23 protein-coding genes are annotated in these 26,846 nt (G+C 59.5%); 9 read left to right on the plus strand and 14 right to left on the minus strand.

Annotated elements, in window-relative coordinates; translation table 11 throughout:
* Nucleotide 1 precedes the first annotated feature (1 nt).
* The 4 genes from ACZ89E_RS25050 to fba all read left to right on the plus strand — a co-directional run bounded on the left by ACZ89E_RS25050 (nucleotide 2) and on the right by fba (nucleotide 3,130).
* Nucleotides 2-1,165, plus strand: a complete 1,164-nt coding sequence (locus ACZ89E_RS25050; protein ID WP_149659683.1) for a phosphoglycerate kinase — start codon at nucleotides 2-4, stop codon at nucleotides 1,163-1,165.
* 34 nt (nucleotides 1,166-1,199) lie between these two features.
* On the plus strand, nucleotides 1,200-1,424 hold the full coding sequence (locus ACZ89E_RS25055; protein ID WP_149659682.1) for a hypothetical protein: 225 nt from the start codon (nucleotides 1,200-1,202) through the stop codon (nucleotides 1,422-1,424).
* Nucleotides 1,425-1,480: 56 nt separating this feature from the next.
* Complete coding sequence (locus ACZ89E_RS25060; protein ID WP_149659681.1) at nucleotides 1,481-1,813, plus strand: MliC family protein; 333 nt, start codon at nucleotides 1,481-1,483, stop codon at nucleotides 1,811-1,813.
* A 252-nt stretch (nucleotides 1,814-2,065) separates the two neighbouring features.
* Complete coding sequence (gene fba / locus ACZ89E_RS25065; RefSeq protein ID WP_054044249.1) at nucleotides 2,066-3,130, plus strand: class II fructose-bisphosphate aldolase; 1,065 nt, start codon at nucleotides 2,066-2,068, stop codon at nucleotides 3,128-3,130.
* A 119-nt stretch (nucleotides 3,131-3,249) separates the two neighbouring features.
* Here the strand turns inward: fba and ACZ89E_RS25070 are convergent, their stop codons facing one another.
* Both ACZ89E_RS25070 and ACZ89E_RS25075 read right to left on the minus strand, forming a co-directional pair.
* Entirely contained in the window at nucleotides 3,250-3,564 is a 315-nt protein-coding gene (locus tag ACZ89E_RS25070; protein ID WP_463258718.1) for a hypothetical protein, read from the minus strand.
* Nucleotides 3,565-3,824: 260 nt separating this feature from the next.
* A complete protein-coding gene (locus tag ACZ89E_RS25075) occupies nucleotides 3,825-4,511 on the minus strand; it encodes a transposase (RefSeq protein ID WP_476256652.1) in 687 nt (228 codons plus the stop codon).
* A 391-nt stretch (nucleotides 4,512-4,902) separates the two neighbouring features.
* Here ACZ89E_RS25075 and ACZ89E_RS25080 point away from each other — a divergent pair, with 391 nt between their 5' ends.
* The gene (locus ACZ89E_RS25080; RefSeq protein WP_476256653.1) at nucleotides 4,903-5,091 is read left to right on the plus strand and encodes a helix-turn-helix transcriptional regulator; all 189 of its coding nucleotides are present in this window, start codon (nucleotides 4,903-4,905) and stop codon (nucleotides 5,089-5,091) included.
* Nucleotides 5,092-6,166: 1,075 nt separating this feature from the next.
* On the opposite strand, the gene ACZ89E_RS25085 is transcribed toward ACZ89E_RS25080, so the two are convergent.
* Together ACZ89E_RS25085 and ACZ89E_RS25090 are read right to left on the minus strand one after the other, a co-directional pair.
* Nucleotides 6,167-6,451 (minus strand): fructose-bisphosphate aldolase, encoded by a 285-nt coding sequence (locus tag ACZ89E_RS25085; RefSeq protein WP_476256654.1) that lies wholly within the window; start codon nucleotides 6,449-6,451, stop codon nucleotides 6,167-6,169.
* 620 nt (nucleotides 6,452-7,071) lie between these two features.
* On the minus strand, nucleotides 7,072-7,740 hold the full coding sequence (locus ACZ89E_RS25090) for a polysaccharide lyase family 7 protein (protein WP_149659674.1): 669 nt from the start codon (nucleotides 7,738-7,740) through the stop codon (nucleotides 7,072-7,074).
* A 322-nt stretch (nucleotides 7,741-8,062) separates the two neighbouring features.
* On the opposite strand from ACZ89E_RS25090, the gene ACZ89E_RS25095 reads away from it, so the two are divergent.
* The 3 genes from ACZ89E_RS25095 to ACZ89E_RS25105 are packed head-to-tail and all read left to right on the plus strand — an operon-like array spanning nucleotide 8,063 to nucleotide 11,031.
* The gene (locus ACZ89E_RS25095; RefSeq protein ID WP_149659673.1) at nucleotides 8,063-10,186 is read left to right on the plus strand and encodes a putative bifunctional diguanylate cyclase/phosphodiesterase; all 2,124 of its coding nucleotides are present in this window, start codon (nucleotides 8,063-8,065) and stop codon (nucleotides 10,184-10,186) included.
* Between the two features lie 45 nt (nucleotides 10,187-10,231).
* Nucleotides 10,232-10,723: a M48 metallopeptidase family protein gene (locus ACZ89E_RS25100; protein ID WP_149659737.1), complete on the plus strand. Its 492-nt coding sequence runs from the start codon at nucleotides 10,232-10,234 to the stop codon at nucleotides 10,721-10,723.
* A gap of 11 nt (nucleotides 10,724-10,734) precedes the next feature.
* Entirely contained in the window at nucleotides 10,735-11,031 is a 297-nt protein-coding gene (locus ACZ89E_RS25105; protein WP_123404302.1) for a winged helix-turn-helix domain-containing protein, read from the plus strand.
* A gap of 114 nt (nucleotides 11,032-11,145) precedes the next feature.
* Here the strand turns inward: ACZ89E_RS25105 and ACZ89E_RS25110 are convergent, their stop codons facing one another.
* Nucleotides 11,146-11,598 carry a GNAT family N-acetyltransferase gene (locus tag ACZ89E_RS25110; protein ID WP_463258713.1) on the minus strand — a complete coding sequence of 151 codons (453 nt, stop codon included), beginning with the start codon at nucleotides 11,596-11,598 and terminating at the stop codon, nucleotides 11,146-11,148.
* A 256-nt stretch (nucleotides 11,599-11,854) separates the two neighbouring features.
* On the opposite strand from ACZ89E_RS25110, the gene ACZ89E_RS25115 reads away from it, so the two are divergent.
* The gene (locus ACZ89E_RS25115; protein ID WP_149659671.1) at nucleotides 11,855-12,592 is read left to right on the plus strand and encodes a substrate-binding periplasmic protein; all 738 of its coding nucleotides are present in this window, start codon (nucleotides 11,855-11,857) and stop codon (nucleotides 12,590-12,592) included.
* A gap of 125 nt (nucleotides 12,593-12,717) precedes the next feature.
* Here the strand turns inward: ACZ89E_RS25115 and yccS are convergent, their stop codons facing one another.
* The 9 genes from yccS to betI all read right to left on the minus strand — a co-directional run bounded on the left by yccS (nucleotide 12,718) and on the right by betI (nucleotide 26,735).
* Nucleotides 12,718-14,901 carry a YccS family putative transporter gene (yccS, locus tag ACZ89E_RS25120; protein ID WP_476256655.1) on the minus strand — a complete coding sequence of 728 codons (2,184 nt, stop codon included), beginning with the start codon at nucleotides 14,899-14,901 and terminating at the stop codon, nucleotides 12,718-12,720.
* A 327-nt stretch (nucleotides 14,902-15,228) separates the two neighbouring features.
* Nucleotides 15,229-16,407 (minus strand): BaiN/RdsA family NAD(P)/FAD-dependent oxidoreductase, encoded by a 1,179-nt coding sequence (locus tag ACZ89E_RS25125; RefSeq protein WP_149659669.1) that lies wholly within the window; start codon nucleotides 16,405-16,407, stop codon nucleotides 15,229-15,231.
* A gap of 132 nt (nucleotides 16,408-16,539) precedes the next feature.
* Nucleotides 16,540-17,925 carry an ATP-dependent RNA helicase DbpA gene (gene dbpA / locus ACZ89E_RS25130; protein WP_149659668.1) on the minus strand — a complete coding sequence of 462 codons (1,386 nt, stop codon included), beginning with the start codon at nucleotides 17,923-17,925 and terminating at the stop codon, nucleotides 16,540-16,542.
* A gap of 200 nt (nucleotides 17,926-18,125) precedes the next feature.
* A complete protein-coding gene (gene mdtD / locus ACZ89E_RS25135; protein WP_476256656.1) occupies nucleotides 18,126-19,553 on the minus strand; it encodes a multidrug transporter subunit MdtD in 1,428 nt (475 codons plus the stop codon).
* 138 nt (nucleotides 19,554-19,691) lie between these two features.
* Nucleotides 19,692-21,029 carry a TldD/PmbA family protein gene (locus ACZ89E_RS25140; protein ID WP_463258708.1) on the minus strand — a complete coding sequence of 446 codons (1,338 nt, stop codon included), beginning with the start codon at nucleotides 21,027-21,029 and terminating at the stop codon, nucleotides 19,692-19,694.
* Nucleotides 21,029-22,471 (minus strand): TldD/PmbA family protein, encoded by a 1,443-nt coding sequence (locus tag ACZ89E_RS25145; RefSeq protein ID WP_463258707.1) that lies wholly within the window; start codon nucleotides 22,469-22,471, stop codon nucleotides 21,029-21,031. Before ACZ89E_RS25145 ends, ACZ89E_RS25140 begins: the two co-directional genes overlap by 1 nt.
* 258 nt (nucleotides 22,472-22,729) lie before the next feature.
* Nucleotides 22,730-24,433, minus strand: coding sequence for a choline dehydrogenase (gene betA / locus ACZ89E_RS25150; protein ID WP_476256657.1), 1,704 nt, complete (start codon nucleotides 24,431-24,433; stop codon nucleotides 22,730-22,732).
* A 136-nt stretch (nucleotides 24,434-24,569) separates the two neighbouring features.
* Complete coding sequence (betB, locus tag ACZ89E_RS25155) at nucleotides 24,570-26,042, minus strand: betaine-aldehyde dehydrogenase (protein WP_149659663.1); 1,473 nt, start codon at nucleotides 26,040-26,042, stop codon at nucleotides 24,570-24,572.
* A 99-nt stretch (nucleotides 26,043-26,141) separates the two neighbouring features.
* Nucleotides 26,142-26,735, minus strand: a complete 594-nt coding sequence (betI, locus tag ACZ89E_RS25160; protein ID WP_149659662.1) for a transcriptional regulator BetI — start codon at nucleotides 26,733-26,735, stop codon at nucleotides 26,142-26,144.
* Nucleotides 26,736-26,846 lie beyond the last annotated feature (111 nt).

The following is a 26,846-nucleotide window of genomic DNA, read 5'->3' on the forward strand; positions in this document are numbered from 1 at the left end:
CATGACCGTGTTGAAGATGACCGACCTCGATCTGCAAGGTAAGCGCGTACTGATCCGCGAAGACCTCAACGTCCCAGTCAAGGACGGTGTTGTCACCAGCGATGCGCGTATCCTGGCTTCGCTGCCGACCATCAAGCTGGCCCTGGAAAAAGGCGCGGCCGTGATGGTCTGCTCGCACCTTGGCCGTCCGACCGAAGGCGAGTTCTCGGCCGAGAACAGCCTCAAGCCCGTCGCCGACTACCTGAGCAAGGCCCTGGGCCGCGACGTGCCGCTGGTGGCCGATTACCTGGGCGGCGTTGACGTCAAGGCCGGCGACATCGTGCTGTTCGAAAACGTGCGCTTCAACAAAGGCGAGAAAAAGAACGCTGACGAACTGGCCCAGCAATACGCCGCCCTGTGCGACGTGTTCGTGATGGACGCTTTCGGCACCGCTCACCGCGCCGAGGGTTCGACCCACGGCGTGGCCAAGTTCGCCAAAGTCGCCGCCGCCGGCCCGCTGCTGGCTGCTGAACTGGACGCACTGGGCAAAGCCCTCGGCGCCCCGGCCCAGCCAATGGCTGCCATCGTGGCCGGCTCCAAGGTCTCGACCAAACTCGACGTGCTCAACAGCCTGAGCCAGATCTGCAACCAGCTGATCGTCGGCGGCGGCATTGCCAACACCTTCCTGGCCGCCGCCGGTCACCCGGTCGGCAAATCCCTGTACGAACCGGACCTGCTGGACACCGCCCGCGCCATCGCCGCCAAAGTCAGCGTGCCGCTGCCGGTGGACGTCGTAGTCGCCAAGGAATTCGCGGAAAGCGCCACCGCTACCGTCAAGCTGATTGCCGACGTAGCCGCCGACGACATGATCCTGGACATCGGCCCACAGACCGCGGCGAATTTCGCCGAGTTGCTGAAGTCGTCCAAGACCATCCTGTGGAACGGCCCGGTGGGCGTGTTCGAATTCGACCAGTTCGGCAACGGCACCAAAGTCCTGGCCCAGGCCATCGCGGACAGCTCGGCGTTCTCCATTGCCGGCGGTGGCGACACCCTGGCGGCCATCGATAAATATGGCGTTGCCGATCAGATCTCCTACATTTCTACCGGCGGCGGCGCGTTCCTTGAGTTCGTCGAAGGCAAAGTACTGCCGGCGGTTGAAGTCCTGGAAAGCCGGGCCAAGGCCTGAGATCACTCAAATGACCAGGCAAAGGAGTGTTGATATGGTCAGGACGATAGCGCTGTTGATCGTCGCGGTGTCGCTGGCGGCTTGCGGGAGTAACCCGAAAGCCAAGCCGGACCCCGCGCCGTCTGCGCCGGCGGATAGAGGCTGTTACCAGGCCGACTGGCAGGCTGAAACCAACCCGGTGCTCAACAAGCGTTCCGGGCCCGATGGCCTGGACAAATACGAGACACAGACCCCGGCCAAGGAACATGGCTGCCCTTGACGGGTCTGACTCTTTAATCAAGGCTGGCGGCGTGCGCCGTCGGTCGAGGAACATGGATGAAAGGTTTTATCGCCGTCATGGCGCTGGCACTGCTGGCAGGTTGCTCCAATTTCAACCTGTTCAACACCTCGGCGCCTGCGGACAACTGGACCACCTGGACCTGCGACAGCCAGGCCAAAGTGCTCTGGCGCTACACCGACGACAGCCTTAGGGAAGTCGACGTGCGCCTCGGCGGGGCCGATCAGGTCTACCGCTTGAAGCTTGAACCGGGCGCCGAAGGTTCGCTGTACAGCAACGACATGCTGGCGTTTCACGTAAAAGGTGAGGAAGGCCTGGTTTACTGGGTCGCCACCAATGATTTGATTGGCCGCGGTTGTAAAGCCGAGTAATCGAAGGCTCGCGCCAAACCTGTAGGAGCGAAGCTTGCTCGCGAAGAGGCCAGCACATTCAACACATGTGTTGGCGGTTAAACCGCTTTCGCGAGCAAGCTTTGCTCCTACAGGTCATCGATGGCTCGTAGAGATTTTTGTCATACCGAATGAGCGGACCGGACCCACCCCCGATCTGCAATAACTTGAATAGCCGCCGCCGCTACGGCAGGCTGGCACGATTAACGACCCAAACCGGGAGAGACACACACAATGGCACTTATCAGCATGCGCCAGATGTTGGACCACGCAGCCGAATTCGGCTACGGCGTTCCAGCCTTCAACGTCAACAACCTTGAGCAGATGCGCGCCATCATGGAAGCCGCTGACAAGACTGACTCCCCGGTGATCGTCCAGGCTTCGGCCGGTGCTCGCAAATACGCCGGCGCCCCGTTCCTGCGTCACCTGATCCTAGCGGCCATCGAAGAATTCCCGCACATCCCGGTGTGCATGCACCAGGACCACGGCACCAGCCCTGACGTCTGCCAGCGCTCCATCCAACTGGGCTTCAGCTCGGTGATGATGGACGGTTCCCTGGGCGAAGACGGCAAGACCCCGACCGACTACGACTACAACATCCGCGTCACCCAACAAACCGTGGCCATGGCTCACGCCTGCGGCGTATCGGTAGAAGGCGAGCTGGGCTGCCTGGGTTCCCTGGAAACCGGCATGGCCGGTGAAGAAGACGGCATCGGCGCCGAAGGCGTTCTGGATCACAGCCAAATGCTGACCGACCCGGAAGAAGCCGCTGACTTCGTCAAACGCACCCAGGTCGACGCCCTGGCCATCGCCATCGGCACCAGCCACGGCGCCTACAAGTTCACCAAACCACCGACCGGCGACGTGCTGGCCATCGACCGCATCAAAGAAATCCACAAACGCATCCCCAACACCCACCTGGTGATGCACGGCTCGTCTTCGGTCCCACAAGACTGGCTGGCGATCATCAACCAGTACGGCGGCGACATCAAAGAAACCTACGGCGTGCCGGTTGAAGAAATCGTCGAAGGCATCAAGCACGGCGTGCGCAAGGTCAACATCGACACCGACCTGCGTCTGGCGTCCACCGGTGCGATGCGTCGCCTGATGGCCACCAACCCAAGCGAATTCGACCCGCGCAAGTTCTTCGGCGCGACCGTGACCGCCATGCGTGATGTGTGTATCGCTCGTTATGAAGCGTTTGGTACTGCCGGTAATGCTTCGAAGATCAAGCCGATCTCGTTGGAAGCGATGTATCAGCGTTATCTGAAAGGTGAGTTGAACGCTAAGGTGAACTAAGCCTGGGCGTTAAGCTGCGTTGATAAGAAACCCGCCGAGAGGCGGGTTTTTTTGTGGAGAGAATTAAGGGGTAGATTAAATAAATCTATTTACTTTTTTTATCTGTTTTTTCTTGGGGGCTAAGAAATTCGTCCCAAGCCAAATTGCTGAGAGTTCCAGACTCCTGTGGCGCCTGCAAAGTTGCGACTTCCCTGCAAAGCATTAAAGTCGGAAGTGTTGAATGTCCAACTTTCTGCGTTCACGCCTACACTGCCGGTCAGCATAATGGTTGTAGTGGTAGCGCCGATTTTTTGCGTTCCTGTTAGCGGGCCAGTTTGCCCATTAACAATGGCAGTTGCGTTTACCGCTCCGCCAATGTCGTCACTACTGTTGACGGTAAGGTATATATGATCCTGGCCATACGCGCCATAGAAAGTTCCGACTAGAGCACCCATGATAGTAATCCTTTTAAAATGTTTAATAGTTTTTTTGCTGGAGGAAAAGGGTCAGGTTTATTTGTCTGTTCTTTTCCTTTTGTTTGTTTCGTATTGAATGGTAGGTGGCGCAGGTTTCGCTGTCAGCTGTAAAAGTTGACAGTTCTTAAGATCTTTTTGTTATGGATATTAAAACAAAGGAAAAGGGGGCGGATTTATTTTGGGGAAAAGGGGACAGATTTATTTAATCGATCCCCTCTAATGACAACTATCGTATTGACCTATTTCGCCGGCCGTCCCCGTGCTCTTTCTGTTATCCGCAATCCCGTAATTTTTTCAATTTCATCCGTAAATTGCGAGTTGCCTGTCAGTTGCCCTCGTTGAAGAGCCCCTCTTATCAGTTGCAGTTCCGAGGTGGGAATCGGCTGGTCCATGAAGGAGTGGTAGCGGGCAAGGCGTTCGGCGGGCGTTGCGCCGAGGTCAAGGTAGCCAGGGGGATTGTCCAGCCAATTGCTTTCAGGCGATTCGTTGAGCCGTAGACGCAGGCTGGACCAAGGGTAGTCTTGTGCACGTTGAACCATTTGCGCGCGTACGGGGTTAAGTTCGATATATCGGCTACAGGCCAGCAAGTAGGTATCGGTCTGAACGATGCTGGATTTGTAGCGACTTTCCCATAGCGTGCCCGAGCGTCCTTCCAGTTTGTTGCGGTGCCGCGTCATTCGCGCTGCCAAGGCTTTCATCAGCTTGCCTAGGCCTGTTGAGTCACTAGGCGCAAGTAACAAGTGGACATGGTTGGTCATTAGACAAAATGCGTACACCTTCACATCAAAGACGGTTTTGAGTTCTTGCAAGTCCGCCAGGTAACCTCCGAAGTCGTTTGTGTGGGCGAAGACCACCTGTTTGTTGTGGCCTCGTTGCACAACATGATGCGGATAGTTGGGTAATACAATGCGTGCTGCTCTAGGCATATAGCCACCTACTTCCTTGTACGTTTCAGGAAGCGTAGCAGGCCGTGGCAGGAAATAGTCTATGGATTCGTTGTAAGATTTTGTATCATATCTTATTGCTCTGTTATCGCAAAATTGTATTAGGAACTGTTATTTCTTACAGGTGATTATTTATGGGGAGTGGTTGTCGTTAGGCATGAAGGTGGTGGATAAATAAATCCGTCCCCTTTTTACACTAAGGTTAATTATGGCTGGGCGTTAAACAGCGTTGATAAAAAAACCGCCGAGAGGCGGGTTTTTTGTGTGCGCAATCTTCACTTTCGGAATGGGCTGACATAAGTGCGCTGCGATGTCACTTATAGTGGACATAGCCAAGGAGTAAAACCCCAAAAGTCCGTTATAGGCGACATATATGGTTCTGTACAACCCGGCAGTATTTGCTGAAAGGCTACGCCAATTACGCCGTGCCAAAGGCTATAGCCAGCAGCAATTGGCGCAGAGAGCGAAATGCAGTCGAAAGACCATTGTGGCGTTGGAGGCTGGTGAGAATGTCGCGTTATATACGGTGTTTAGAGTCACTGCGGCCTTAGGGGGGGCTTGAAATAGTCGATAACCGTATTGATATTAAAAGTCTTGTCGAGTTGGTTGAGCGTGACTAGTGGTAACTGCTCAACCCAAAGCTAGGGGCGGGACAGAATAAATAAATCTGTCCCTTTTTAAGTCCCTTCCGCTCAAGATCAAAGTACAGTAGTTTCCAATGCTTGGCTCCAATAGGAATATGTAGAGCCGTCCGTTTGCCGTATCTGAACGTGGTAGGTTCCTGTGAGACTTTGCATGATATTATAGTTCGCAGTAAATGAAAAACCTCCGTCGTCACCGACTGGGCCGGCTCCCAAGTACTCTCCCGTTCCTGCTTTATGAACATCTATTCGCCAGCCTGGGTTTGCTCCGAATCCTACAATGTCTATTCGGCCGTAACTGCCGTTTGCTGTCTGTAAAACAGGTGCGCTAACGTCTGTCATGATGTAAAAACTCCTTTTTTGTATCATAAGTAGTACTAAGGGAGAACTCGCCTTCTCCGTTAGATGTTTTTCATGTTTCGTGCTTAGGATAGGCAGTGCGTTGCTGTGCGTAACCTGTAAGAAATGACAGTCCTTTATATTTTTTTGAAATTAAATACGGAATAAATGGAGGCGAATTTATTTAAGAACAGAAAAATTGGCTCACAGCTAAAGCAGTTAAAGAGCAAAAAGTGGACAGATTTATTTAATCGTCCCCTGGTTGGCTGGCCTCGCGCTCGTAATCTAGAGTTTTGTAATAGTGTGGCGCAAGAGTTTGAGATTTTGTTATCGCAAAATTGTATTAAGGACTGTTATTTCTAACAGGTGATTATTTAGGGTGGAGTGTCTATCGTTGAGTGTGTAGGTGCGAGTAGGTAAATCTGGTTCATTTTAAAAGAGTACGCCATGATGACTACACGAAAAGCACGGCCTGAAGATACAAAAAAACCAGCAAGTTCGCAGAAGCAACCTGTTGATTCAGGGATGGCGGAAGGCATAATCAAACACTCGAAAGGACCTGCGTCTTTCACGCTTCCAAAAGAGTCGGAATAAAAATCGCGCTAATAAAAACCCGCCGTCGTGCGGGTTTTTATCGGTTGATGATTAGTGCGATGGTTAAGGCGTATCAAACCCACGCTTTTCAATCACCTTAAATACATCACCCACATCCCGCAGCAGAATCAACGCGATGTTGCTGACGGTGTTGATGTCGTTTTCGGCGTAGTCCGGCAGGCTGGTGCAGGCCATGAGGTTGAGGTATTTGATGACGGCGTTGAGGCGTTCGCTGACGCAGTTGTGCAATTCGCGGAGCGGGGCGTCGCTGTCGATGAGTAGGACGGGGTAGTCGGTGGCGAATTGGGACATGGGGGTGAAGCGGCGCGGCGGTTGTTGATCTGTCATGGGAAATCCTTAACTCAAGAAAGAATTCACCACCGTTTGCTGCGAAACAAATTGGGTGGCAACTGTGCGCGGGTTCGCAGACCGAGGAGTTAAGACCCGGCAGACCCGAAGGTCTCCCACGCACAGCCGCCATATAAAAGCCGAACATAGGCGGACATCGCCTATGTCGGATTTTGACGGTTGCGGTTTTAACTCGGTAGGGCTGCGAAACCCTATCGCCGACTGCTGTCAGCGACGGGGCGAACTATAAGCGGCGACTTTGATGGCTGCAACCGCACTGTAGGGCGGCGCATAACCCTTGTGGCGAGGGGGCTTGCCCCCGTTCGGCGGCGCAGCCGCCGCAAAACCGGGCGTTGCGGTGGGGCTGTAGGAATGCGGTGGCAGGTGGATGGGGCTGCTTCGCCGCCCGGCGGGAGCAAGCTCCCTCGCCATAAAGGCATTATTCCTACGGGATTTGCGGAAGGCTTGAGATTAATTGGGGCTGCTGCGCAGCCCAACGGGGGCAAGCCCCCTCGCCACAAAATGCCTCATCGGACGCTCTGCGTTGGGCTCTGGATGGGACGCGGAGCGTCCCGGGCTGCATTCCTTTGCTGCGCGTGGGAACGATCAGGGCAGAAGGCTTACTTGTCGTGATCGATATCCAGCTTGCTGAACGTCACTTTCCCACCCTCGCTGGTATACCCGGTGTGGTCCTGCACATACACGCCCGCCTTGAAATACAGCGGTTTGTCGCGCCACGTCGCGCTGATGTTTGAATCCCACTGATAACCCGCCGCACTGATACCCAATTGACCGCCCGGGCTCAGGTGCAGGAGGTAGGAAAACTCCTGATCCAGCTTCACGCCGGTGGCGATGGTGATCACCCGCCCTTCGCCGTCATCGGGGTGCATGCGCACTTTGGCGACGATGTTGCCCGTTTGCGTGCTGGTCTTGAATTGATATTCAAGCTTGATCAACGGTTTCTGGCTTTCATAGGCGTGGATCTGGCCTATGACGATCTTGCCGGAGCTCGGCACCTGGTTCACCGCGAGGGTGGCGCGCAGGGAATTGTCGGCGTCCGGGTAGAGCCAGTTGCGCAGGGTGCCGTTGCTGTAGGTTTCGCGAAGTTCGGTGCGGGGGTATTTGGCGTTTGCGGTTTTGGAGCCGGTGACCGGGGACCAGAAGAACAGGGTGCCGGTGTCGGAATGGAAGTATTGGTCCTTGAAACCCTTCACCAGTTTGGCTGTTTCGACGGTGTAAGGCGGATTGCCGACAGGAACACTGAGGTTCCATGTTGCGAGATCGATCATAGACAAAGCTTCCACGAATTCATGCTGCACGCCCGTGCCACAAGCTCTAGCACGGGCCTTGGAGGGCTGCCTTTATAAGCGTAGTCGCGTGCTTTGTTAATGCCCGCCGGGCAGAAGATTGACGTCAACATCCTGTCAAAAAGCCATCTTTCCCGGTTTTCGGGGGCTGTAGCGCCGACCGTTAGTCGGGTTATGGACGGTTTGGTTACATGATGGCGCGATGACACCTACTGCTTTTTCGGATCCGGGTCTAGAGTGAAGGCGTAGTATTTGTCCGGTTTTCACGAGAAACCGGCCTGTCGCCCCGAACAAGAGAAGCAGCATGGAATGCGCGCAACCCACGCCAAGTGAAGGCAGCTCTGTCCTTTTAATCGTTGATGATTACCCTGAAAACCTGATCAGCATGCGCGCCTTGTTACAGCGCCAGGACTGGCAGGTCATGACCGCCGCCTCGGGCTTCGAGGCCCTCAGCTTGCTGCTTGAACACGATGTCGACCTGGTGCTGCTGGATGTGCAGATGCCGGGCATGGATGGTTTTGAAGTCGCGCGGTTGATGCGCGGCAGTCAGCGCACCCGCTTGACCCCGATCATTTTCCTCACCGCCAACGAACAGTCCCAGGACGCCGTGATCAAGGGCTACGCCAGCGGCGCGGTGGATTACCTGTTCAAACCCTTCGACCCGCAAATCCTCAAGCCCAAAGTCCAGGCGTTGCTGGAGCATCAGCGCAACCGCCGGGCCTTGCAGCGCCTGAGCCACGATCTGGAGGTCGCCCGCGCCTTTAACGCCTCGGTGCTGGATAACGCCGCCGAAGGCATTCTGGTGGTGGGTGAGGACGGTCTGATTCGTTTTGCCAACCCGGCGATGTCGCGGCTGCTCAATGCCACGGTCAAGGACCTGCAGGGCCGGGAGTTTTTGGACTTCCTGCAAAAACCGCACATCCCGATCTGGGCCGATTCCGACCTGTATACCGGTTACAAACGCGGCGAAACCCTGCGCCTGCACGACGCGCTGCTGCGCACGGCGCCGGGCCAGCAGGTGCCGGTGGCGTTGTCCTGCGCGCCGCTGCCCTCCGAGCAACACGCGATGGTGGTGACGGTGCTGGACATGTCGGTGGTGCGCCATCTGCATCAGCAACTGGAGTTCCAGGCCGTCACCGATCCGCTGACCGGGCTGCTCAACCGCCGTGGTTTCCACCAGACCGTGGAAAACCTGCTGCTGCGCGGCGAACGTTCCGACAGTGCCTGGGTGCTGTTGTACCTGGATCTGGACGGCTTCAAACGGGTCAATGATTCCCTCGGCCACGACGCTGGCGACCGGGTGTTGCGCTGGGTGTCCGAGCAGTTGAAGGCCTGCCTGCGGCCCTTCGACATTCTGGCGCGCATGGGCGGCGATGAATTCACCGCGCTGCTGGACCTGGAGTTTCCGGAGCAAGCGGCAAAGATTGCCGAGAAGCTGATCGAGCGTGTGTCGATCTGTCAGCAGATCGAAGGGTTGGACATCGCCCTCGGCGCCAGCATCGGTATTGCCACGTACCCGGATTGTGGTTCCAACCTCGACGGTTTGCTGCGCGCGTCCGACATCGCGATGTACGAAGCCAAGCGCGCCGGGCGTCAGCAATATCGCTTCTACGATCACGAAATGAACGGCCGGGCGCGTTCGCGCTTGATGCTGGAAGAGAGTGTGCGCACCGCCATTGAGAACCGTGATTTCAACCTGGTGTATCAGCCGCAAGTGGCGATCAATGGCGGGCAGACTCGCGGTTTTGAGGCGTTGCTGCGCTGGCAGCACCCGAGTGTCGGCGATGTGCCGCCGGGGCTGTTTTTGCCGTTGCTGGAAGAGGCGCGGTTGATCAGTCGCCTGGGCAGCTGGATTTACCATCGCAGCGCCAAGCAGCGTAAGGCCTGGGAAACCTTGTTCGCCGAGGACCTGGTGCTGGGGGTGAGTTTGAGCAGTACGCAATTCGGCATGCCGAACCTGGTCACGGAGTTGCGGCAAACCCTGGAGCGCCATGCATTGCGGCCGAGCCAGATAGAAGTCGAGGTCACCGAAGAAGCGTTGATGATCAACCCCGACGAAACCCGCAAGCAGCTGCGTTTGCTGCGCAATCTGGGGGTGCGGGTGGCGCTGGATGACTTCGGTTCGGGACCGTGTTCGCTGGCGCATCTGCGGGACCTGGAGCTGGACACTCTCAAGCTCGACCGGCATTTGATTGCGCGGCTGCCGGAGTCGACGCGGGATGCCTCGCTGGTGCGCACGGTGATCGATCTGTGCAAGCAATACGGTCTGCTGGTGATCGCCGAAGGGGTGGAAACGGTGGCGCAATATGACTGGCTGCAGGCCAACGGCTGCGAGTATGTGCAGGGTTTTTTGGTGGCGCGGCCCATGACCTCCGACGATGCCGGGGAGTTTGTGCAGCCCTTCGACTGGAGCGCGCTGCACCGCTGAATTCGCTACACTGGCGACCTTTTCGTGATTCGTGTTGCCCGCCCAATGACCGCGTTGAAATACCTCCAGGCCTATCCCGCTGCGTTGCAGGACCAGGTGCGCCAGTTGATCGCCGACGGTCGGCTGGGCGACTACCTGACCCAGCGTTACCCGCAAAAGCACGCGGTGCAAAGTGACAAGGCGTTGTACACCTACGCCCTGGACCTGAAGCAGGAATACCTGCGCAACGCCCCGGCCATCGACAAGGTGTTGTTCGATAATCGCCTGGACCTGACCCACCGCGCCCTCGGCCTGCACACCACGATTTCCCGGGTGCAGGGCGGCAAGCTCAAGTCCAAGAAGGAAATCCGCGTGGCGTCGCTGTTCAAGGAAGCGCCGTCGGAGTTCCTGAAAATGATCGTGGTGCATGAGCTGGCGCATTTCAAAGAGTCGGATCACAACAAGGCGTTCTACAAACTGTGCGAACACATGTTGCCGGGGTATCACCAGGTGGAGTTTGATCTGCGGGTGTATCTGACTTGGCGGGATATGCAATAAGGAGTGTCCGGATGGACGTCAGCAAAACCAAAAGCAGCTTCTACCGCCGGCTATACGTGGCGTACCTGATCGACAGCGGACTGGCCAGCAGCGTGCCGACCCTGACCGAAGTCACCGGCATGCCCCGGCGTACGGCCCAGGACACCATCGCGGCGCTGGCGGATCTGGACATTGTTTGCGAGTTCGAGCAGGAAGACGGCGCACGCAATCATGCCGGGCGTTACCGGATTCGCGAGTGGGGGGCGATTGATCGCGGGTGGATCGAGCGCAATTTGCGGCAGATTAAAGCGGTGTTGGAATATCCCTGAGATTTGCCGCGCCTGGGCTGACGCCTTCGCGGGCAAGCCTTGCTCCTACAGGTAAGGCGTCGTGCATAAAATCGCGCGAACCTGTAGGCGCGAGGCTTGCCCGCGAAGAGGCCCTCAAGTACGCCGCATCCCGATATGCGGAATATCATCCTCCAGGTATTGCTCCCCAACCGCGACAAACCCATACCGCCCGTAATACCCCTGCAAATGCGCCTGCGCCGACAGATAGATCGGCACTTCCGGCCAGCGCTTCTCAGCCTGTTTCAACGCCTGTTCCATCATTTCATGCCCCAGCCCCTGGCCACGGCCTTCAGGCGCCGTCACCACGCGTCCGATGACCACGTCGCCACCCTGCAATTCCGGGTCGAGCAAGCGCAGGTACGCCAGCAGCGCATCCCCGCTCCAGCCCATCAAATGGCAGGTGTCGCCTTCAAGGTCCTGGCCATCGACGTCCTGATAGGCACAGCGCTGCTCGACCACAAACACCTCGGCGCGCAGTTTCAAAATGGCATACAGCTGCTCTTTACCCAGATCGCTGTGATGTTTGCAGACCCACTCGATTGTCATCTTCACATTCCTTGAATTACGTCCCTGCGATACTAGGCGTCTGGGCGAAAGATGTCTTGATGACTGAGAAATCTGTGATAAAGGCCAAAATGCCATCATTCATTTCGCGCGCCCTTGTCTTCTTTGTGTAATCTGCAAGTCAGCGCTGTGCATTGGCTTCCATGAGCTAAGGTTTAGTACCGCTGCGCCGGTATTCGAGTCTTGGAGTTTTGGCTGAAAACACGTCGGGCCGCCCGCCCGCTAAGGATTTTCTAGCATGCCGCGATTGCATCGAGCTTTTGCTTTGATTGGCTTGCTGTTGCTGACTCAGACTGCGGCAGCGGAAAAGCTGCGTCTGGTGGCCGATGCCTGGCCGCCCTTTACCGATGCCACGCTGGTCAACGGTGGCTTGGCCACGGACATCGTCAGCACGGCACTGGCCCGGGCCGGTTACGCCAGCGATTTCGAGCAGGTGCCCTGGGCGCGCGCCTTGCTGGGCGTGGGCGAGGGCCGCTACGACGTGCTAGTCAACGCCTGGTACAACGACGACCGGACCAAACTCGGGCAGTTTTCCGCCGAGTACCTGCTCAATCGCGTGCGCTTCATCAAGCGCAAAGACGCACCCATCGAATACAACAACCTGCAGCAACTGCACACCTACCCGATCGCCGTGGTGCGCGGTTACGCCTATTCGCCGGAATTCGATGAGGATAAAGCGCTGCAGAAAGTCCCGGTGCACAACTTCGCCATGGCCGTGCGCATGCTCGCGGCCGACCGGGTCAAGTTGACCCTGGAAGATGAATTCGTCGCCCGTTATTACCTGGCCCGGGAATCGTCCAGGGTGCGCAATACGGTCGAGTTTTTGCCCAAGCCCTTGAGCGAGAACAGCCTGCACATTCTGGTCAGCCTGAAGAACCCGGCGCATGAGCAGATCGTGGCGGGGTTTGATCGGGAGATTGCGGCGATGAAGGCGGATGGGAGTTATGAGCGGTTGATGAAGCAGCATGGGATGTAGGGCAGCGGCAGGTTTTGAGCTTCAAGCGGCAAGTGGGTTGGGGTGAATCCGTGATTTTCGGCACGACACAACCCGTGTAGGAGCGAGGCTTGCCCGCGAAGAGGCCCGCCCAGCCGCTACAAATCTCAGACCTCGCTGGTGTCTTTAATCAGATGCGCCGCCAGCGTGCGCAACGGCCCCAACTGCCGACAGATCAACGCCAACTGCGTCTGCACCAGCCGCTGTCCTTCATCGATCTCGTCCGGCATCTGCTCCAGCTCATTGGCCAGTGCCTCTTCCGCGTCGCTTTGGATCGCCACCGGCAGTTTGCTCGCCAACCCCTGGGCGATTTCGTCGATGCTGGCCGCCAGGCTCACCCCGGCGCCATCGATCAAATGCTCGCGCACGTCCGGCGGCAATTGCGTCTCGCGGTGCGCGCCGAGCCCTGACAAATAGCTGAGCAACGTGTGGGACAGCACCAGGAAGCGGAACCCGACATCCGCTTCCTTCCGGAAATGCCCGGGCTCCATCAGCATGTTGGCCAATGTGGTCGACAGCGCCGCATCGGCGTTGTGCGCGTTGCGTCGGGCCAGGCGATAGGCCAGGTCGTCGCTTTTGCCGGCGGCGTATTGCTGCATGATCTGGCGCAGGTAAATGCTGTTGCAGGTCAGGGTGTTGGCCAGCACTTTGTTCAGGCGTCGACCCTGCCAGTCCGGCAGGAACAGGAACACCGCGAGGCCGGCGATCAGGCTGCCGAGCAAGGTATCGAACAGGCGCGGCAGGAACAGCCCGTAACCGTCGCCGACCTGGTTGAAGCAGAACAGCACCATCAGGGTGATCGCCGCCGTCGCCAGGGTGTAGCGCGTGGTGCGGTTGATAAAGAACACCACCCCGGCGGCGATGGCGAAGCACGACTGCACCAGTGGATTGGGAAACAGATCGAACAGCGCCCAGGCCAGGGTCAGGCCGATGGCGGTGCCGATGATCCGCTGCCCAAGTTTGCGCCGGGTGGCGCCGTAGTTCGGTTGGCAGACAAAGAGTGTGGTGAGGATGATCCAGTAACCCTGGGACGGGTGGATCAAATGCACCATGGCGTAGCCGATGCTCAGCGCCAGGGGCAAACGCAGGGCGTGGCGGAACAGCAACGAGGTCGGCGTCAGTTGGGTGCGCAAGCGCAGCCACACATCCTTGAGGTTGCGCGGCGAGCGGTCGAGCAGGCTACTGTCGGTGGCGTCGGCGAGGGCGTCGGGGTTGCTCGCGTCGCTGAGCAAACGGTCGAGAGTGCCGAGGTTGGCCGCCAGTGCGCGCAAGGAACGCAGCAATCCGCGCCAGGCCGGGTTGCTCTGGATGCGCAGGTGTTCGAGGGAGGCGTGCAGGTCGCCCAGGGCTTCGGCGAAGCTGGCGTCGTAGACGAAGGGCTGGCGCATCTGGATCGATTCGGCCAGGGCCCGGCAGGCTTTGCCTTGTTGGCGCAGCAGGCGCTGGCAACGGAACATCACGTCGCTGTGGAAGAACGCGTCGGCCAGGGCGTTGTAAGGGTAGTGCGAAGAACTGGCGCGCTCGTGGATGTCCTGGGCGAGGAAATAGAGTTTTAGGTAACGGCTGACTTTCGAGCCCGGCCGACCGTTGCCGACCCGGTGCAGAATGATTTCCTTGGCCACGTTCAACGCGGCGACCACCCGGCCGTTTTGCTGGGCCAGCTCCAGGCGCCGGGCTTCCACGTCCAGTTGCCGGATCGGTTCGAACAGCGATGACTTGAGCTTCAGGTACAACCCCAATTCCCGGAACAACCGCGCCAGACTCTGCTGCACCGGCTGATTGGAAAACAGCGCCTGCCACAACACCGAGAGCAAGCCGTACCAGGCGGCACCGGCCACCAGCAGCACCGGTTCGTGCCAGAAATCGGTCACCGCGCCGCCGCGCTGGTCCACGCCGATCATGGTGTAGACCGACAGGATCAACGTCGCCGAGGCAATCGCGCCATAGCGTTCGCCCAGCGCACCGAGCATGGTCAGGCCGAACGCGGCCAGGGCCAGGGCGATGATGAAGATGATGGGGTAGGGGAACAGCAATTCGACCGAGAACGCGGCGATGCTGAAACACACCAGCGTCACGGCCAGCGCGTTGAGGCGGCCCTGCCAACTGTCGTCGGTCTCGGCCAGGGCGCTGGCGATGATGCCCAGGAACAACGGGATCAACAGCCCCATTTCATCCTGGTACCAACAGACGGCCATGCTGCCGGTCAGGGCGATGAACACCCTTACGCTGTAACTGAATTTATCCAGCGCCCAGAGGCGGCGTAGAGACTGACTAAAAGGGGTCGATGACATGAAGTGCGAGGGCCTTCCGAGGCGATGACGCTAAATTGAGCCAGTAATGACGCCGACGCAATGGCGCCGATCACATCTGACAGCAAAATCTGTTCCCTTGATGGTTCTGTGTTGTCTGTTCGGACGCTTTCGCGGGCAAGTCGAATCGTCGCACCGCTCGCTCCTACAGGTCCGTGCCATGCGCAATATCGCGTTCGACGCGTCGTTCGCTATATCACGTTCGACGCCAACCTGTAGGAGCGAGGCTTGCCCGCGAAGAGGCCAATGCATTCAACATCCATGTCGACTGTAAGACCGCTATCGCGAGCAAGCTTTGCTCCTACAGCGTCAGACGTATTGCGCCGCCGCATAACCCGAAGCCCACGCCCACTGGAAGTTGAAGCCGCCCAGATGCCCGGTCACATCCAGCACTTCACCAATGAAGTACAACCCAGGGCTTTTCAGCGATTCCATGGTCTTGGACGACACCTCATGGGTGTCGACCCCGCCCAGGGTCACTTCAGCCGTGCGATAGCCTTCAGTCCCGGCGGGCACGATCTTCCAGCTCGCCAGTTTTTCGGCGATGTCGGCGATTTCCGCGTGGGTGTATTGCTTCATCGGTTTGGACACGAACCAGTTGTCCGCCAGCAGGTTGGCCATCTTCTTGGTGAAGATTTCCCCCAGCAGGGTTTTCAACTCGCTGTTCGGACGTTCGGCTTGCTGCTGTTGCAGCCAGGTCGGCACGTCGTGGTCGGGCATCAGGTTGATTTCAACCGTGTCGCCGGATTCCCAGAACGAGGAAATCTGCAAAATCGCCGGGCCGCTGAGGCCACGGTGAGTGAACAGGATGTTCTCGCGAAAGCTCTGCTCATTGCAGCTCACCAGACAGTCCACCGAGGTGCCGGACAGTTCGGTGCACAGTTCTTTGAGCTGATCGGTGATGGTGAACGGCACCAGGCCGGCGCGGGTCGGCAGCAACTCGTGGCCGAATTGCTTGGCCACTTGATAACCGAAACCGGTGGCGCCCAGGGTCGGGATCGACAAACCGCCGGTGGCGATCACCAGGGATTCACAGGTGATTTGGCCGAGCGTGGTGTCCAGCAGGTAGCCACTTTCGAGTTTCTCGATGGTCTGGATCGAGGTGTCCAGGTGCAGGCTGACGCCGACCTGATCGCACTCGCTCAAAAGCATCTCGAGGATGTCGCTGGATTTGTTATCGCAGAACAGTTGGCCGAGCTTCTTCTCGTGGTACGGCACGCCGTGTTTGGCGACCATGCCGATGAAATCCCACTGGGTGTAGCGGGCCAGGGCGGATTTGCAGAAGTGTTCGTTCTGCGAGAGGAAATTGCCCGGTTCGGTGTACATGTTGGTGAAATTGCAGCGGCCACCGCCCGACATCAGGATTTTCTTGCCGGCCTTGTTGGCGTGGTCGAGCAACATCACCTGGCGCCCGCGCCCGGCGGTGGTCAGCGCACACATCAACCCTGCGGCGCCAGCGCCAATGATCACGACTTCGGTAGAGCGCAAAACGGTGTCCTCACACAATGATCGTTCCCACGCTCTGCGTGGGAATGCCGCCATGGACGCTCTGCGTCCGCCGTTATGTGACGCGGAGCGTCACGGGATGCATTCCCACGCGGAGCGTGGGAACGATCAGGATCAGAGGATACGCACGCGCAACGAACGACCTTTGATCTTGCCGTCGTTCAAGCGCTGCAAGGCCTGCTTGGCGATCCCGCGTTCCACCGCCACAAATGCCTGGAAGTCGAAGATCGCAATCTTGCCCACCTGGGCACCCGGAATACCGGCGTCGCCAGTCAGTGCGCCGAGAATGTCGCCCGGACGTACCTTGTCTTTACGGCCCGCGCCGATGCACAACGTGCTCATCACCGGCAGCAGCGGTGCGCCGCCCTGGGAGGTGAGGTTGTCGATCTGATCCCAGTTCAACGGCGACTGCTGCAGTTTCTCGATGGCTTGGGCGCGGATGGCTTCGGACGGTGCCACCAGGCTGATCGCAATGCCTTTCTCACCGGCGCGACCGGTACGGCCGACACGGTGGATGTGGATTTCCGAATCGCGGGCCAGTTCGACGTTGATCACCATGTCCAGCGCATCGATGTCCAGGCCGCGAGCGGCGACGTCGGTGGCGACCAGTACCGACGTACTGCGGTTGGAGAACATGGCCAACACCTGGTCGCGGTCACGCTGTTCCAGATCGCCGTGCAGGCCGACGGCGGAGATGCCTTTGGAGGTCAGGTGATCGACGGTTTCCTGAACCTGCTGCTTGGTGAAGCAGAAGGCTACGGTGGACGCCGGACGGAAGTGGCCAAGCACCTTGGTCACCGCGCTCATGCGTTCTTCCGGGGAGATTTCGTAGAAGCGCTGCTCGATCTGCGAGTCGTCGTGGAACGCCTCGGCCTTGACGATCTGCGGGTTGCGCATGAACTTGGCGGCCAGCTGCTTGATGCCCGACGGGTAGGTCGCGGAGAACAGCAGGGTCTGGCGGCGTTCCGGGGTCTGGGCAATGATTTCTTCGATGGAATCGTAGAAACCCATGTCGAGCATGCGGTCGGCTTCGTCGAGGATCAGGGTGTTCAGGCCATGCAGGATCAGCGAGCCCTTGCGCAGGTGCTGCTGGATGCGGCCCGGGGTGCCGACGATGATGTGCGCGCCGTGCTCCAGGGAGCCGATCTGCGGGCCGAGGGACACGCCGCCGCACAGGGTCAGGACCTTGATGTTGTCTTCGGCACGGGCCAGACGACGGATTTCCTTGGCCACCTGGTCCGCCAGCTCGCGGGTCGGGCAGATGATCAGCGCCTGGCAACCGAAGAAGCGCGGATTGATCGGGTTCAGCAGGCCGATGCCGAAGGCAGCCGTCTTGCCGCTGCCGGTCTTGGCCTGGGCGATCAGGTCCATCCCTTTGAGGATCACCGGCAAGCTTTGCGCCTGGATCGGCGTCATCTCGGCATAACCCAAAGAGTCGAGGTTAGCCAGCATGGCGGCGGACAGCGGCAAAGTATTAAAAGCGGTGGCGATGGTGGTCACGGGACGGGCCTGCAAAACAAAATGTCGCGCAGTGTATCAGGCCCGTGGCCATTCGCCCGGAGTTTCCAGACGAGAAGTCGCCGAGCGAAGACTAGGCAAGGCGAAAACTGGCGAGAAAGCGGAGTTGGCTTTAGCCAATGAGCATTTCGAGTCAGTTTTCAACGCAGCATGGTCGAGCGCAGGCACTTATCGTCTGGAAACTAAGGTTCGATGTGTTCTTCCGGACTCCTGACGCGCCGTCCGTCTTCCTTTGAGAGCTGCGAGAAGATCGTCGCGGCCAGCATCGCCATGACGCCGACGGTGACAAACGTGAGTTGGAACGCGCCCAAAATGGTCTCCACGCCATCATTTCCGACCTCCGCCGTAAAGCCACCGAGCAGCGCACCGGCGCACGCCACACCCAGGCTCAGGGACAATTGCGCCACCACCGACAGCAAACTGTTGCCGCTGCTGGCGCTGGCGTCGTCGAGGTCGATCAGGGTCACGGTGTTCATTGCGGTGAACTGCAAGGAGTTGATCGCGCCGGCAATCGCCAGCATCACCAGCAGCAGCCAATACGGCGTCTGCTCGCTGACCAGGCCCATGGCCGCCAGCATGATGCCCAGGGCCAGGGTGTTGCCGGTCAGCACGATGCGGTAACCGAAGCGTTCGATCAGTGGTCGCGCCACGGACTTGGCGAACATCGCCGCCGCCGCCAGCGGCAACATGCTCATCCCGGCTTGGGACGGCGAATACCCCAGCGCCACTTGCAGCAGCAACGGCACGAGGAATGGCAGGGCGCCGCTGCCCAGGCGGGCGAACAGATTGCCGAGGATGCCCACGGCGAACGTGCGGGTCTTGAACAGCGATGGCGCGAACAGCGGATTATCGATATGCCCGGCCCGCAGCCAATAAGCCGCGAGGCAGGCCATGCCGCCGAACAGCAGCAACATCACGCGAAGGTGCGGCAAATGCAATTCGCCGAGGCCTTCCATGGCAATGGTGATCAACACCATGGCCGCGCCGAACAGCAGAAAGCCGAGACTATCGAACCGCGTGCGTTCGCTGCCGCGCAGGTCGGGGATGAACTTCCACACGGCGTAGCAACCGATCACGCCGACCGGCAGGTTGATCAAAAAAATCCAGTGCCACGACAGGTACTGCACCATCCAGCCGCCGGTGGTCGGGCCGAGCAACGGGCCGAGCAGACCGGGAATGGTGATGAAACCCATGATCCGCACCAGTTCCGAGCGCGGGTAGGCCCGCAGCACCACCAGCCTGCCCACCGGCAGCATCAAGGCACCGCCCAGGCCTTGGATGATCCGGGCACCGATCAACATGGTCAGGGTGCTCGATAACGCGCAGAGCAACGAGCCGATGCTGAACAACAGGATCGCGCCGAAGAAGATCTTCTTGGTGCCAAAACGGTCGGCGATCCAGCCCGAGGCGGGGATCAGCAGGGCGACGGTGAGCATGTAGGCGATGATCACGCCCTGCATGCGCAACGGGTTTTCCGCCAGGTCCAGGGCCATGGCCGGCAGGGCGGTGTTGAGGATGGTCCCGTCGAGGGACTGCATGAAGAAGGCAATGGCGACGACCCACGGCAACCAGCGGGCAGTGACAGCGTCGAGAGGCGGGCGGTTGGGCATGGGACCTCTGTGGGTTTATCAATGATCGTTCCCACGCTCCGCGTGGGAATGCATCCTGTGACGCTCTGCGTTACGCCTTCAATGGGACGCGGAGCGTCCCGGGCTGCATTCCCACGCGGAGCGTGGGAACGATCTGGGTCAGAGGGTCAAGGTCAATCGGCTGACCAGCGCCCCCGGCAACAACGCCGACGCCGTCGCCCGCTGACTGTAAGTACTCGCCGACAGCAGCAACTCGCGCTCCTGGGTCAACGCTTCCAGCTGCGAACCGAGCAGGCTGTAGGCGCTGTCATCAAATCGCATGGTGCTCACCGGGGCCTGGATCTCGCCGTTCTCGACCCAGAAGGTCGCAAACCGCGTCATACCTGTCAGGCGCGCCGCTGGTTGATCCGAGTAGTTCAGGTACCAGAGGTTGCTGATGTACAGCCCCGTGCCCAGTTGCTTGAGAATCTCGGCTTGCGGCAATGTACCGGGCGCCATGTTCAACGCGCTCGGCATCTCACCACCGCCGGCACCGTTGGCCGGCAAGCCGTATTCCGCGGCGCTGCGCGAGCTGACCATTTGCGCGCCGGCCTTGCCCGCGACGATCAACCCCAGATCACTGCGCGGATAACCTTCGCCGGAAAACGCCGGGCTCAGGGAACCGCTGACTTTCTCATCGACGGACACCAACGGGCTGAACGCGTTGTCCCCTGCGTAGAGCTTCTGCAACGGGCTGTTCTTGCTGGCAATCGACTGCGCCGAGAAACCGCCCCAGCCGAGCATGTCCATGATTTCTTCCATGGCCGCCGGAGCGAGGTAGGCGCGGTAGTTACCCGGCGCCAGGGTGCGCAATGGCCGACCGAGAAACGTCAATTGCTCGCGGGCGAGGGCAAAGCGCTTGGCAAACCCTTCGCTGCTCCAGTCGTGCCCGGCGTAACTGGCTTTCACCGCTTGGCCGTTTTCATGCACCAGGCTGAAATCGAAGTTGAAGCTATTGGCCTGATGCCAGCCAAACGCGCCCGAAGAACTGGCGAAACCACGACTGATCGGCCCGGCCGCGTAGAAACCGACCAGGTCGAGCCCTTCGGCGGCCTGGGTGATTTCAGCGACGACCTGCTCGGTGTCCGGCAACGGGTGATCCTGCACATTCTTGCTCTGCCAGCCGTTGTGGTTGAGCAGCAGGTACGGATCCTGGGGCAGCAACGGCAGGGTTTCGCGCAGCTGTTGCAGACCTTCGGCCAGGCGCTGCACATCGACTTCAGCCTCACCCGACAGCGTGATGTTCAGGTCGGCGTGGCGACCGTCGTTGATCAGCTTGAAACCGACACTCGCCTGTTGCACTTGCCCGGCCTGACGGACCTTGGCGTGATTGAAGCGCACGAAGGCCGAGGACTCGGCGGCGTAGCTGAGGGTGAATTGTTCCGGCTCGCGAATCGCCTCGCGCAGCCAAGTGACCAAGGCCTTGAACGCATCGGCCTGATTTTTTGCAGTGCTCATCAGGCATCTCCCCCAAACACATCCACATTGCTGAACACGCAGGCCGGCGACGCATGGCCGACGCGAATCACCTGGTTCGGTTCGCCCTTGCCGCAGTTCGGCGTGCCCAGGACCTTGACGGTGTTGGCGTCGCCGACGGCGCTGAGGCTTTTCCAGAACTGCGCCGAAATCGCCCGGTAGTTCGGGTTCTTGACCACGCCTTTGAGTTCGCCGTTCTCGATCAACTGGCCCCATTCGCAACCGAACTGGAACTTGTTGCGCGCATCGTCGATGGACCAGGAACGGTTGGTGCTCATCAAGATGCCGTGTTCGATATTGCCGATCATCTGTTCCAGCGGTTGATCGCCGGGCTCGATGTTCAGGTTGGCCATGCGATCGATCGGCGGACGGTTCCAGCCACAGGCGCGGCTGTTGGCCACGCCATCCATGCCGGCGCGGAACTGCGACAGCGCACCGCCCAATGGCCGCAGCAACAGGCCTTCCTTGATCAGGAATTGCTTGCTTGCGGCAGTGCCGTCGTCATCGTGACCGTAACTGGCCAACTGCTCGGGAATGTCCGGGTCGAAGGTCACGTTGAGCAGTTTGGAGCCGTATTGCAGGCGGCCAAAGTCCTCGGCCTTGACGAAACTGGTGCCGGCGTAATTGCGCTCATCACCGAGGATGCGGTCCAGTTCCAGCGGGTGACCGATGGATTCGTGGATCTGCAGCATCATTTGGTCCGGCATTAACAGCAGGTCGCGCGGGCCTTTCGGGGTGTTGGGCGCCAACAGCAATTGCAGCGCCTGATCGGCGATTTTCGGCGCGGCGCCGACCAGGCCGCAGCGGCTGATCACGTCAAAGCCGCCCTGCTGGCCGAAGTTCTCGCGGCCGAGGGTGCGGGTCTGGCTGTCGTTACCGTCGTAGGCGGTGACTTCCAGGCTCGGGAAGATAAAGCGCTGGGCCTGGCGCAGTTCGGCGCCGGCGTTGCTGAGGTAGATCTGCTCGACGTGGGTGATGCCGATGCTCACTTCCCAGTTCACCAGACGCTCGTCCTTGGGCACGGCGGCGGATTCGGCGCCGAGCAGTTGGTAGCAATCACTCAGGGACGGGAAGGGCTGGTCGAGGTTCGGCGAAAAGTAGTCGGCGCGGTCGCTGGAGACCGTTTGTGCGCTCAGGTCGAGCAAAGCGTGGGGCTTGAGGCGGCGGGCTTGTTGCTCGGCCTTCTCCAGCGCGGCTTGCAGGCCTTGTTGCGACAGGTCATTGGTCGCCGCGTAGGCTTCGACGCCGTTGACCCGAACGGTCAGCATCGCGCCTTCATCACGGCGCAGGCTCGGCGGCTCGGCGACGTTCTTGCGCACTGACAGGTATTGGCCGGACTCGCGTACATAACGCAGCGAAAAGAATTCAGCGCCCGTGCGCAAGGCAGCAAAACGCTGCTTGAGCTGGGGGTGGAAATCGAACATTCGAAAACCTCCTTGGTCTGGAGAAGCGGCGTATCGGTACTGCGAGGGGGTGAAACGTTTGCGTGGCGCTAGATTAGGCCTGGGCGGGGGGTAGGATCAAGCGTGAAGCGGTGTAGGAAAGGATTACCGGGGTGTGTCAGAGGGTTGTGCAGTTGTTTGTGAGGGCCTCTTCGCGGGCAAGCCTCGCTCCTACAGGGGGAATGCGATTCCTTGTAGGAGCGAGGCTTGCCCGCGAAGGCCGCGCCTCGGTATTACGCCTTACTGAGCAGTAGGACTCACATCCCGCATCGGCTTGCCACGCACCGGTGCATCACCGGCCACGAAGTAGTCAGCGGTGCTGCGCGGCAATGGCTGGCGGCCACGGATCTTGTCGGCGATTTTCTCGGCGATCATGATCGTTGGCGCGTTCAGGTTGCCGGTGGTGATGATCGGCATGATCGAGGCGTCGACCACCCGCAGGCTCTGCATGCCATGCACACGGCCTTCAGCATCAACCACGGCCATCTCGTCGGTGCCCATTTTGCAGGAGCAGGACGGGTGGAACGCAGTTTCGGCGTGTTCGCGGATGAACTTGTCGAGCTGTTCATCGGTTTGCACGTCGATGCCCGGGCTGATTTCGCGGCCACGGTAAGCGTCCAGTGCAGGCTGTTGCATGATTTCACGGGTCAGGCGGATGCCGTCGCGGAATTCCTGCCAGTCCTGCTCGGTGGCCATGTAGTTGAAGAGGATGCTCGGGTACTCGCGCGGATCCTTCGACTTGGCCTGGATGCGACCACGGCTTGGCGAGCGCATGGAACCCATGTGCGCCTGGAAGCCGTGCTCTTTCACACCGTTGCTGCCGTTGTAGTTAATCGCGACCGGCAGGAAGTGGTACTGGATGTTCGGCCAATCGAATTCTTCACGGGTACGGATGAAACCGCCGGCTTCGAACTGGTTGCTGGCGCCGATACCGGTGCCGTTGAACAGCCACTCGGCACCGATGGCCGGCTGGTTGTACCAGAGCAGCGACGGGTACAGCGAGACCGGTTGGGTGCAGGCGTATTGCAGGTACAGCTCAAGGTGATCCTGCAGGTTTTCGCCGACGCCTGGCAGGTCGTGGACCACCGGGATGTCGAGCTTGTTCAGCAGTTCAGCCGGGCCGACGCCGGAGCGTTGCAGGATCTGCGGCGAAGCGATGGCGCCGGAGCACAGCAGCACTTCCTTGCGGGCGCGGGCTTCAACGCGCTCTTCAGCGGCGCCGATCAGGTAACGCACGCCGACCGCACGCTTGCCTTCGAACAGGATCTTGTCGGTCAGGGCGTGGGTGACGATGGTCAGGGTCGAACGCTTCTTGGCAATGTCCAGGTAACCGCGAGCGGTGCTGGCGCGACGGCCGTTCGGCGTCACGGTACGGTCCATCGGGCCGAAACCTTCTTGCTGGTAACCGTTCAAGTCTTCGGTGCGCGGGTAACCGGCCTGCACGCCGGCTTCAACCATCGCGTGGAACAGCGGGTTGTTGCCAGCCTTCGGCGTGGTCACGCTGACCGGGCCGTCGCCACCGTGGTAGTCGTTCGGGCCGATGTCGCGGGTTTCCGCTTTGCGGAAGTACGGCAGGCAGTCGAGGTAGGTCCAGTTTTCCAGGCCCGGCAGCTTCGACCAGTTGTCGTAGTCCATCGCGTTGCCGCGGATGTAGCACATGCCGTTGATCAGCGAAGAACCGCCGAGGCCCTTGCCGCGACCGCATTCCATCCGGCGACCGTCCATGTGTGGCTCTGGATCGGTTTCGTACGCCCAGTTGTAGCGACGGCCTTGCAGCGGGAACGCCAGCGCGGCCGGCATTTGCGTGCGGAAGTCGAAACGGTAATCCGGGCCGCCCGCTTCGAGCAGCAGGACGGTGACGCCTTCGTCTTCAGTCAGACGGGTCGCAAGTGTGTTACCTGCGGAACCGGCCCCTATGATGATGTAGTCGTATTCGGTAGTCATGTGGTCTCCTGGGGGAGCTGCAAGCTCTAAGCTCCAAGCTGCAAGAAAAAGCAGCGAGCTATGTCTGTGAAATCGGGGGGAGCGGCAAAAACAAACTGCTTTTACTTACAGCTTGAAGCTTGCCGCTTGTAGCTCCTCAGAACACTGAGGCGTAATCGCCCAGTTCGACTTGCACGGACTTAATGCGCGTGAAGTTATTGAGAGAGCTGATCCCGTTCTCACGGCCCACGCCCGACTGCTTGTAGCCGCCGACCGGCATCTTCGCGTCGGACTCGCCCCAGGCATTGATCCAGCAGATACCGGCTTCCAGTTGATGAATCACGCGGTGAGCGCGGTTCAGGTCCTTGGTGACGATACCGGCGGCCAAACCGAAGTCGGTGTCGTTGGCACGACGGATCACTTCTTCTTCGGTGTCGTAGGTCAGGATCGCCATCACCGGGCCGAAGATTTCTTCGCGAACGATGGTCATCTCGTCGGTGCAGTCGGTGAATACGGTCGGTGCCACGAAGGCGCCTTTGGCCAGGTCGCCTTCGGTCAGACGGGAGCCGCCGCACAGGACGCGAGCGCCTTCTTCCTTACCTTTGGCGATGTAGCCCAGCACGCTTTCCATGTGGGCGAAGCTGACCAGCGGGCCGAAGTTGGTGTTTTCGTCTTCCGGGTTGCCGATGCGGATACGGGCAACGCGCTCGGCGATCTTGGCTTCGAAAGCCGCTTTCAAATGCGTCGGGATAAACACGCGAGTGCCGTTGGTGCAGACCTGGCCGGAGCTGTAGAAGTTGGCCATCATCGCGGTGTCGGCGGCGCGATCGAGGTCGGCGTCGTCGAAGATGATCAGCGGGGACTTGCCGCCCAGTTCCATGGTGACTTCTTTGAGCGAAGAGCTCGAAGCGCTGGCCATGACCTTCTTGCCGGTGTCGGTGCCGCCGGTGAAGGAGATTTTTTCGATGCGTGGGTGCTCGGTCAGCCAGGTGCCGACTTCACGGCCGCTGCCGGTCAGCACGTTGAACACGCCCGCCGGGACGCCGGCTTCGGTGTAGATCTCAGCCAGTTTCAGCGTGGTCAGGGAAGTGACTTCGCTTGGCTTGAAGATCATCGCGTTACCGGCCGCCAGGGCCGGTGCGGATTTCCACAGGGCGATCTGGATCGGGTAGTTCCACGCGCCGATACCGGCGACAACACCGAGCGGCTCGCGACGGGTGTAGATGAACGAAGTAGTGCGCAGTGGAATCTGCTCGCCTTCGATAGCCGGCACCAGGCCTGCGTAGTATTCCAGCACGTCAGCGCCGGTGACGATGTCGACGTACTTGGTTTCGGAGAAGGATTTGCCGGTGTCCAGGGTTTCCAGGGCGGCCAGTTCATCGTTGCGCTCGCGCAGGATGTCGACGGCACGACGCAGGATGCGCGAACGCTCCATGGCGGTCATGGCGGCCCAGATTTTCTGGCCCTTTTCAGCGCTGACCACAGCACGCTCGACGTCGTCGAAAGTCGCGCGCTGTACTTTTGCGAGGACTTCACCGTTAGCCGGGTTGATGGCTTCGAAGGTGGCGTCGCTGCTGGCGTCGGAGTAGCCGCCATCGATGTAGAGTTTTTGCAGTTCGAAACGGGCCATAGTGTCCTCGCAAGTGCATAAGTGGTTGGCGTTGGTCACCGGGTGCCGTGGAGCGTTGGCGATCGGTGACGGTTCAGGGGCTGAGCGGTTATGTGTGCTCTAGCTCACCTGCTTGGCCAATTGGAAATCCATGTATTCGTAAGCGATCTGTTGCGCCTGCCCGGTGTCGAAAGCATCTCCCGACAGCGCGCCGCGCAACCACAAGCCGTCAATGAGGGCTGCCAGGCCACGGGCGGCGTTGCGCGCTTCATCGAGCGGCAATGCACGGCGGAACTGGCAGCACAGGTTGGAATACAGGCGGTGATCGTTGATCCGCTGCAACCTGTGCAAAGACGGCTGGTGCATGCTGGTGGCCCAGAAGGCCAGCCAGGTTTTCATTGCCGGGCCATTGACCTGGCTGGCGTCGAAGTTGCCTTCGATAATCACCTGAAGGTGCGCCCTTGGGCTGCTGTCCTCCAGCGCCTGACGACGCGCGGTGACGTTCTCGCTGAGGACGCTCATCAGATACCGCATCGTGGCGGCGATCAGGCCATTCTTGTCCTGAAAATAGTGACTGATGATGCCATTCGAGACACCGGCCAAACGGGCGATCAGCGCAATGCTGGCGTCCCCCATCCCGACCTGATCGACAGCCTGTAAAGTGGCTTCGATCAATTGCTGGCGACGGATGGGTTGCATACCGACCTTGGGCATCTTGCACATCTCCTTAGGCCTTCCGGCGGACGAAAAACGTCTGTCGGATTGAAGGCCAGTCTATTTTGTTTTGATTGAACGTTCAATCAACAAAGAATAAGATCTGCGACA

It is taken from the genome of Pseudomonas sp. TE3899, from assembly GCF_056279105.1.

What these genes read in the sequence shown, in the direction of transcription:
- ACZ89E_RS25070 (WP_463258718.1), bottom strand. Translation starts at nt 3,564, where the DNA reads ATGGGTGCTCTAGTCGGAACTTTCTATGGCGCGTATGGCCAGGATCAT.
- ACZ89E_RS25145 (WP_463258707.1), bottom strand. Translation starts at nt 22,471, where the DNA reads ATGTTCGATTTCCACCCCCAGCTCAAGCAGCGTTTTGCTGCCTTGCGC.
- betB (WP_149659663.1), bottom strand. Translation starts at nt 26,042, where the DNA reads ATGGCCCGTTTCGAACTGCAAAAACTCTACATCGATGGCGGCTACTCC.
- ACZ89E_RS25140 (WP_463258708.1), bottom strand. Translation starts at nt 21,029, where the DNA reads ATGAGCACTGCAAAAAATCAGGCCGATGCGTTCAAGGCCTTGGTCACT.
- ACZ89E_RS25105 (WP_123404302.1), top strand. Translation starts at nt 10,735, where the DNA reads ATGGACGTCAGCAAAACCAAAAGCAGCTTCTACCGCCGGCTATACGTG.
- fba (WP_054044249.1), top strand. Translation starts at nt 2,066, where the DNA reads ATGGCACTTATCAGCATGCGCCAGATGTTGGACCACGCAGCCGAATTC.
- ACZ89E_RS25080 (WP_476256653.1), top strand. Translation starts at nt 4,903, where the DNA reads ATGGTTCTGTACAACCCGGCAGTATTTGCTGAAAGGCTACGCCAATTA.
- ACZ89E_RS25095 (WP_149659673.1), top strand. Translation starts at nt 8,063, where the DNA reads ATGGAATGCGCGCAACCCACGCCAAGTGAAGGCAGCTCTGTCCTTTTA.
- ACZ89E_RS25075 (WP_476256652.1), bottom strand. Translation starts at nt 4,511, where the DNA reads ATGCCTAGAGCAGCACGCATTGTATTACCCAACTATCCGCATCATGTT.
- ACZ89E_RS25100 (WP_149659737.1), top strand. Translation starts at nt 10,232, where the DNA reads ATGACCGCGTTGAAATACCTCCAGGCCTATCCCGCTGCGTTGCAGGAC.
- ACZ89E_RS25090 (WP_149659674.1), bottom strand. Translation starts at nt 7,740, where the DNA reads ATGATCGATCTCGCAACATGGAACCTCAGTGTTCCTGTCGGCAATCCG.
- ACZ89E_RS25085 (WP_476256654.1), bottom strand. Translation starts at nt 6,451, where the DNA reads ATGACAGATCAACAACCGCCGCGCCGCTTCACCCCCATGTCCCAATTC.
- ACZ89E_RS25050 (WP_149659683.1), top strand. Translation starts at nt 2, where the DNA reads ATGACCGTGTTGAAGATGACCGACCTCGATCTGCAAGGTAAGCGCGTA.
- mdtD (WP_476256656.1), bottom strand. Translation starts at nt 19,553, where the DNA reads ATGCCCAACCGCCCGCCTCTCGACGCTGTCACTGCCCGCTGGTTGCCG.
- ACZ89E_RS25055 (WP_149659682.1), top strand. Translation starts at nt 1,200, where the DNA reads ATGGTCAGGACGATAGCGCTGTTGATCGTCGCGGTGTCGCTGGCGGCT.
- yccS (WP_476256655.1), bottom strand. Translation starts at nt 14,901, where the DNA reads ATGTCATCGACCCCTTTTAGTCAGTCTCTACGCCGCCTCTGGGCGCTG.
- betA (WP_476256657.1), bottom strand. Translation starts at nt 24,433, where the DNA reads ATGACTACCGAATACGACTACATCATCATAGGGGCCGGTTCCGCAGGT.
- betI (WP_149659662.1), bottom strand. Translation starts at nt 26,735, where the DNA reads ATGCCCAAGGTCGGTATGCAACCCATCCGTCGCCAGCAATTGATCGAA.
- ACZ89E_RS25115 (WP_149659671.1), top strand. Translation starts at nt 11,855, where the DNA reads ATGCCGCGATTGCATCGAGCTTTTGCTTTGATTGGCTTGCTGTTGCTG.
- ACZ89E_RS25110 (WP_463258713.1), bottom strand. Translation starts at nt 11,598, where the DNA reads ATGACAATCGAGTGGGTCTGCAAACATCACAGCGATCTGGGTAAAGAG.
- ACZ89E_RS25060 (WP_149659681.1), top strand. Translation starts at nt 1,481, where the DNA reads ATGAAAGGTTTTATCGCCGTCATGGCGCTGGCACTGCTGGCAGGTTGC.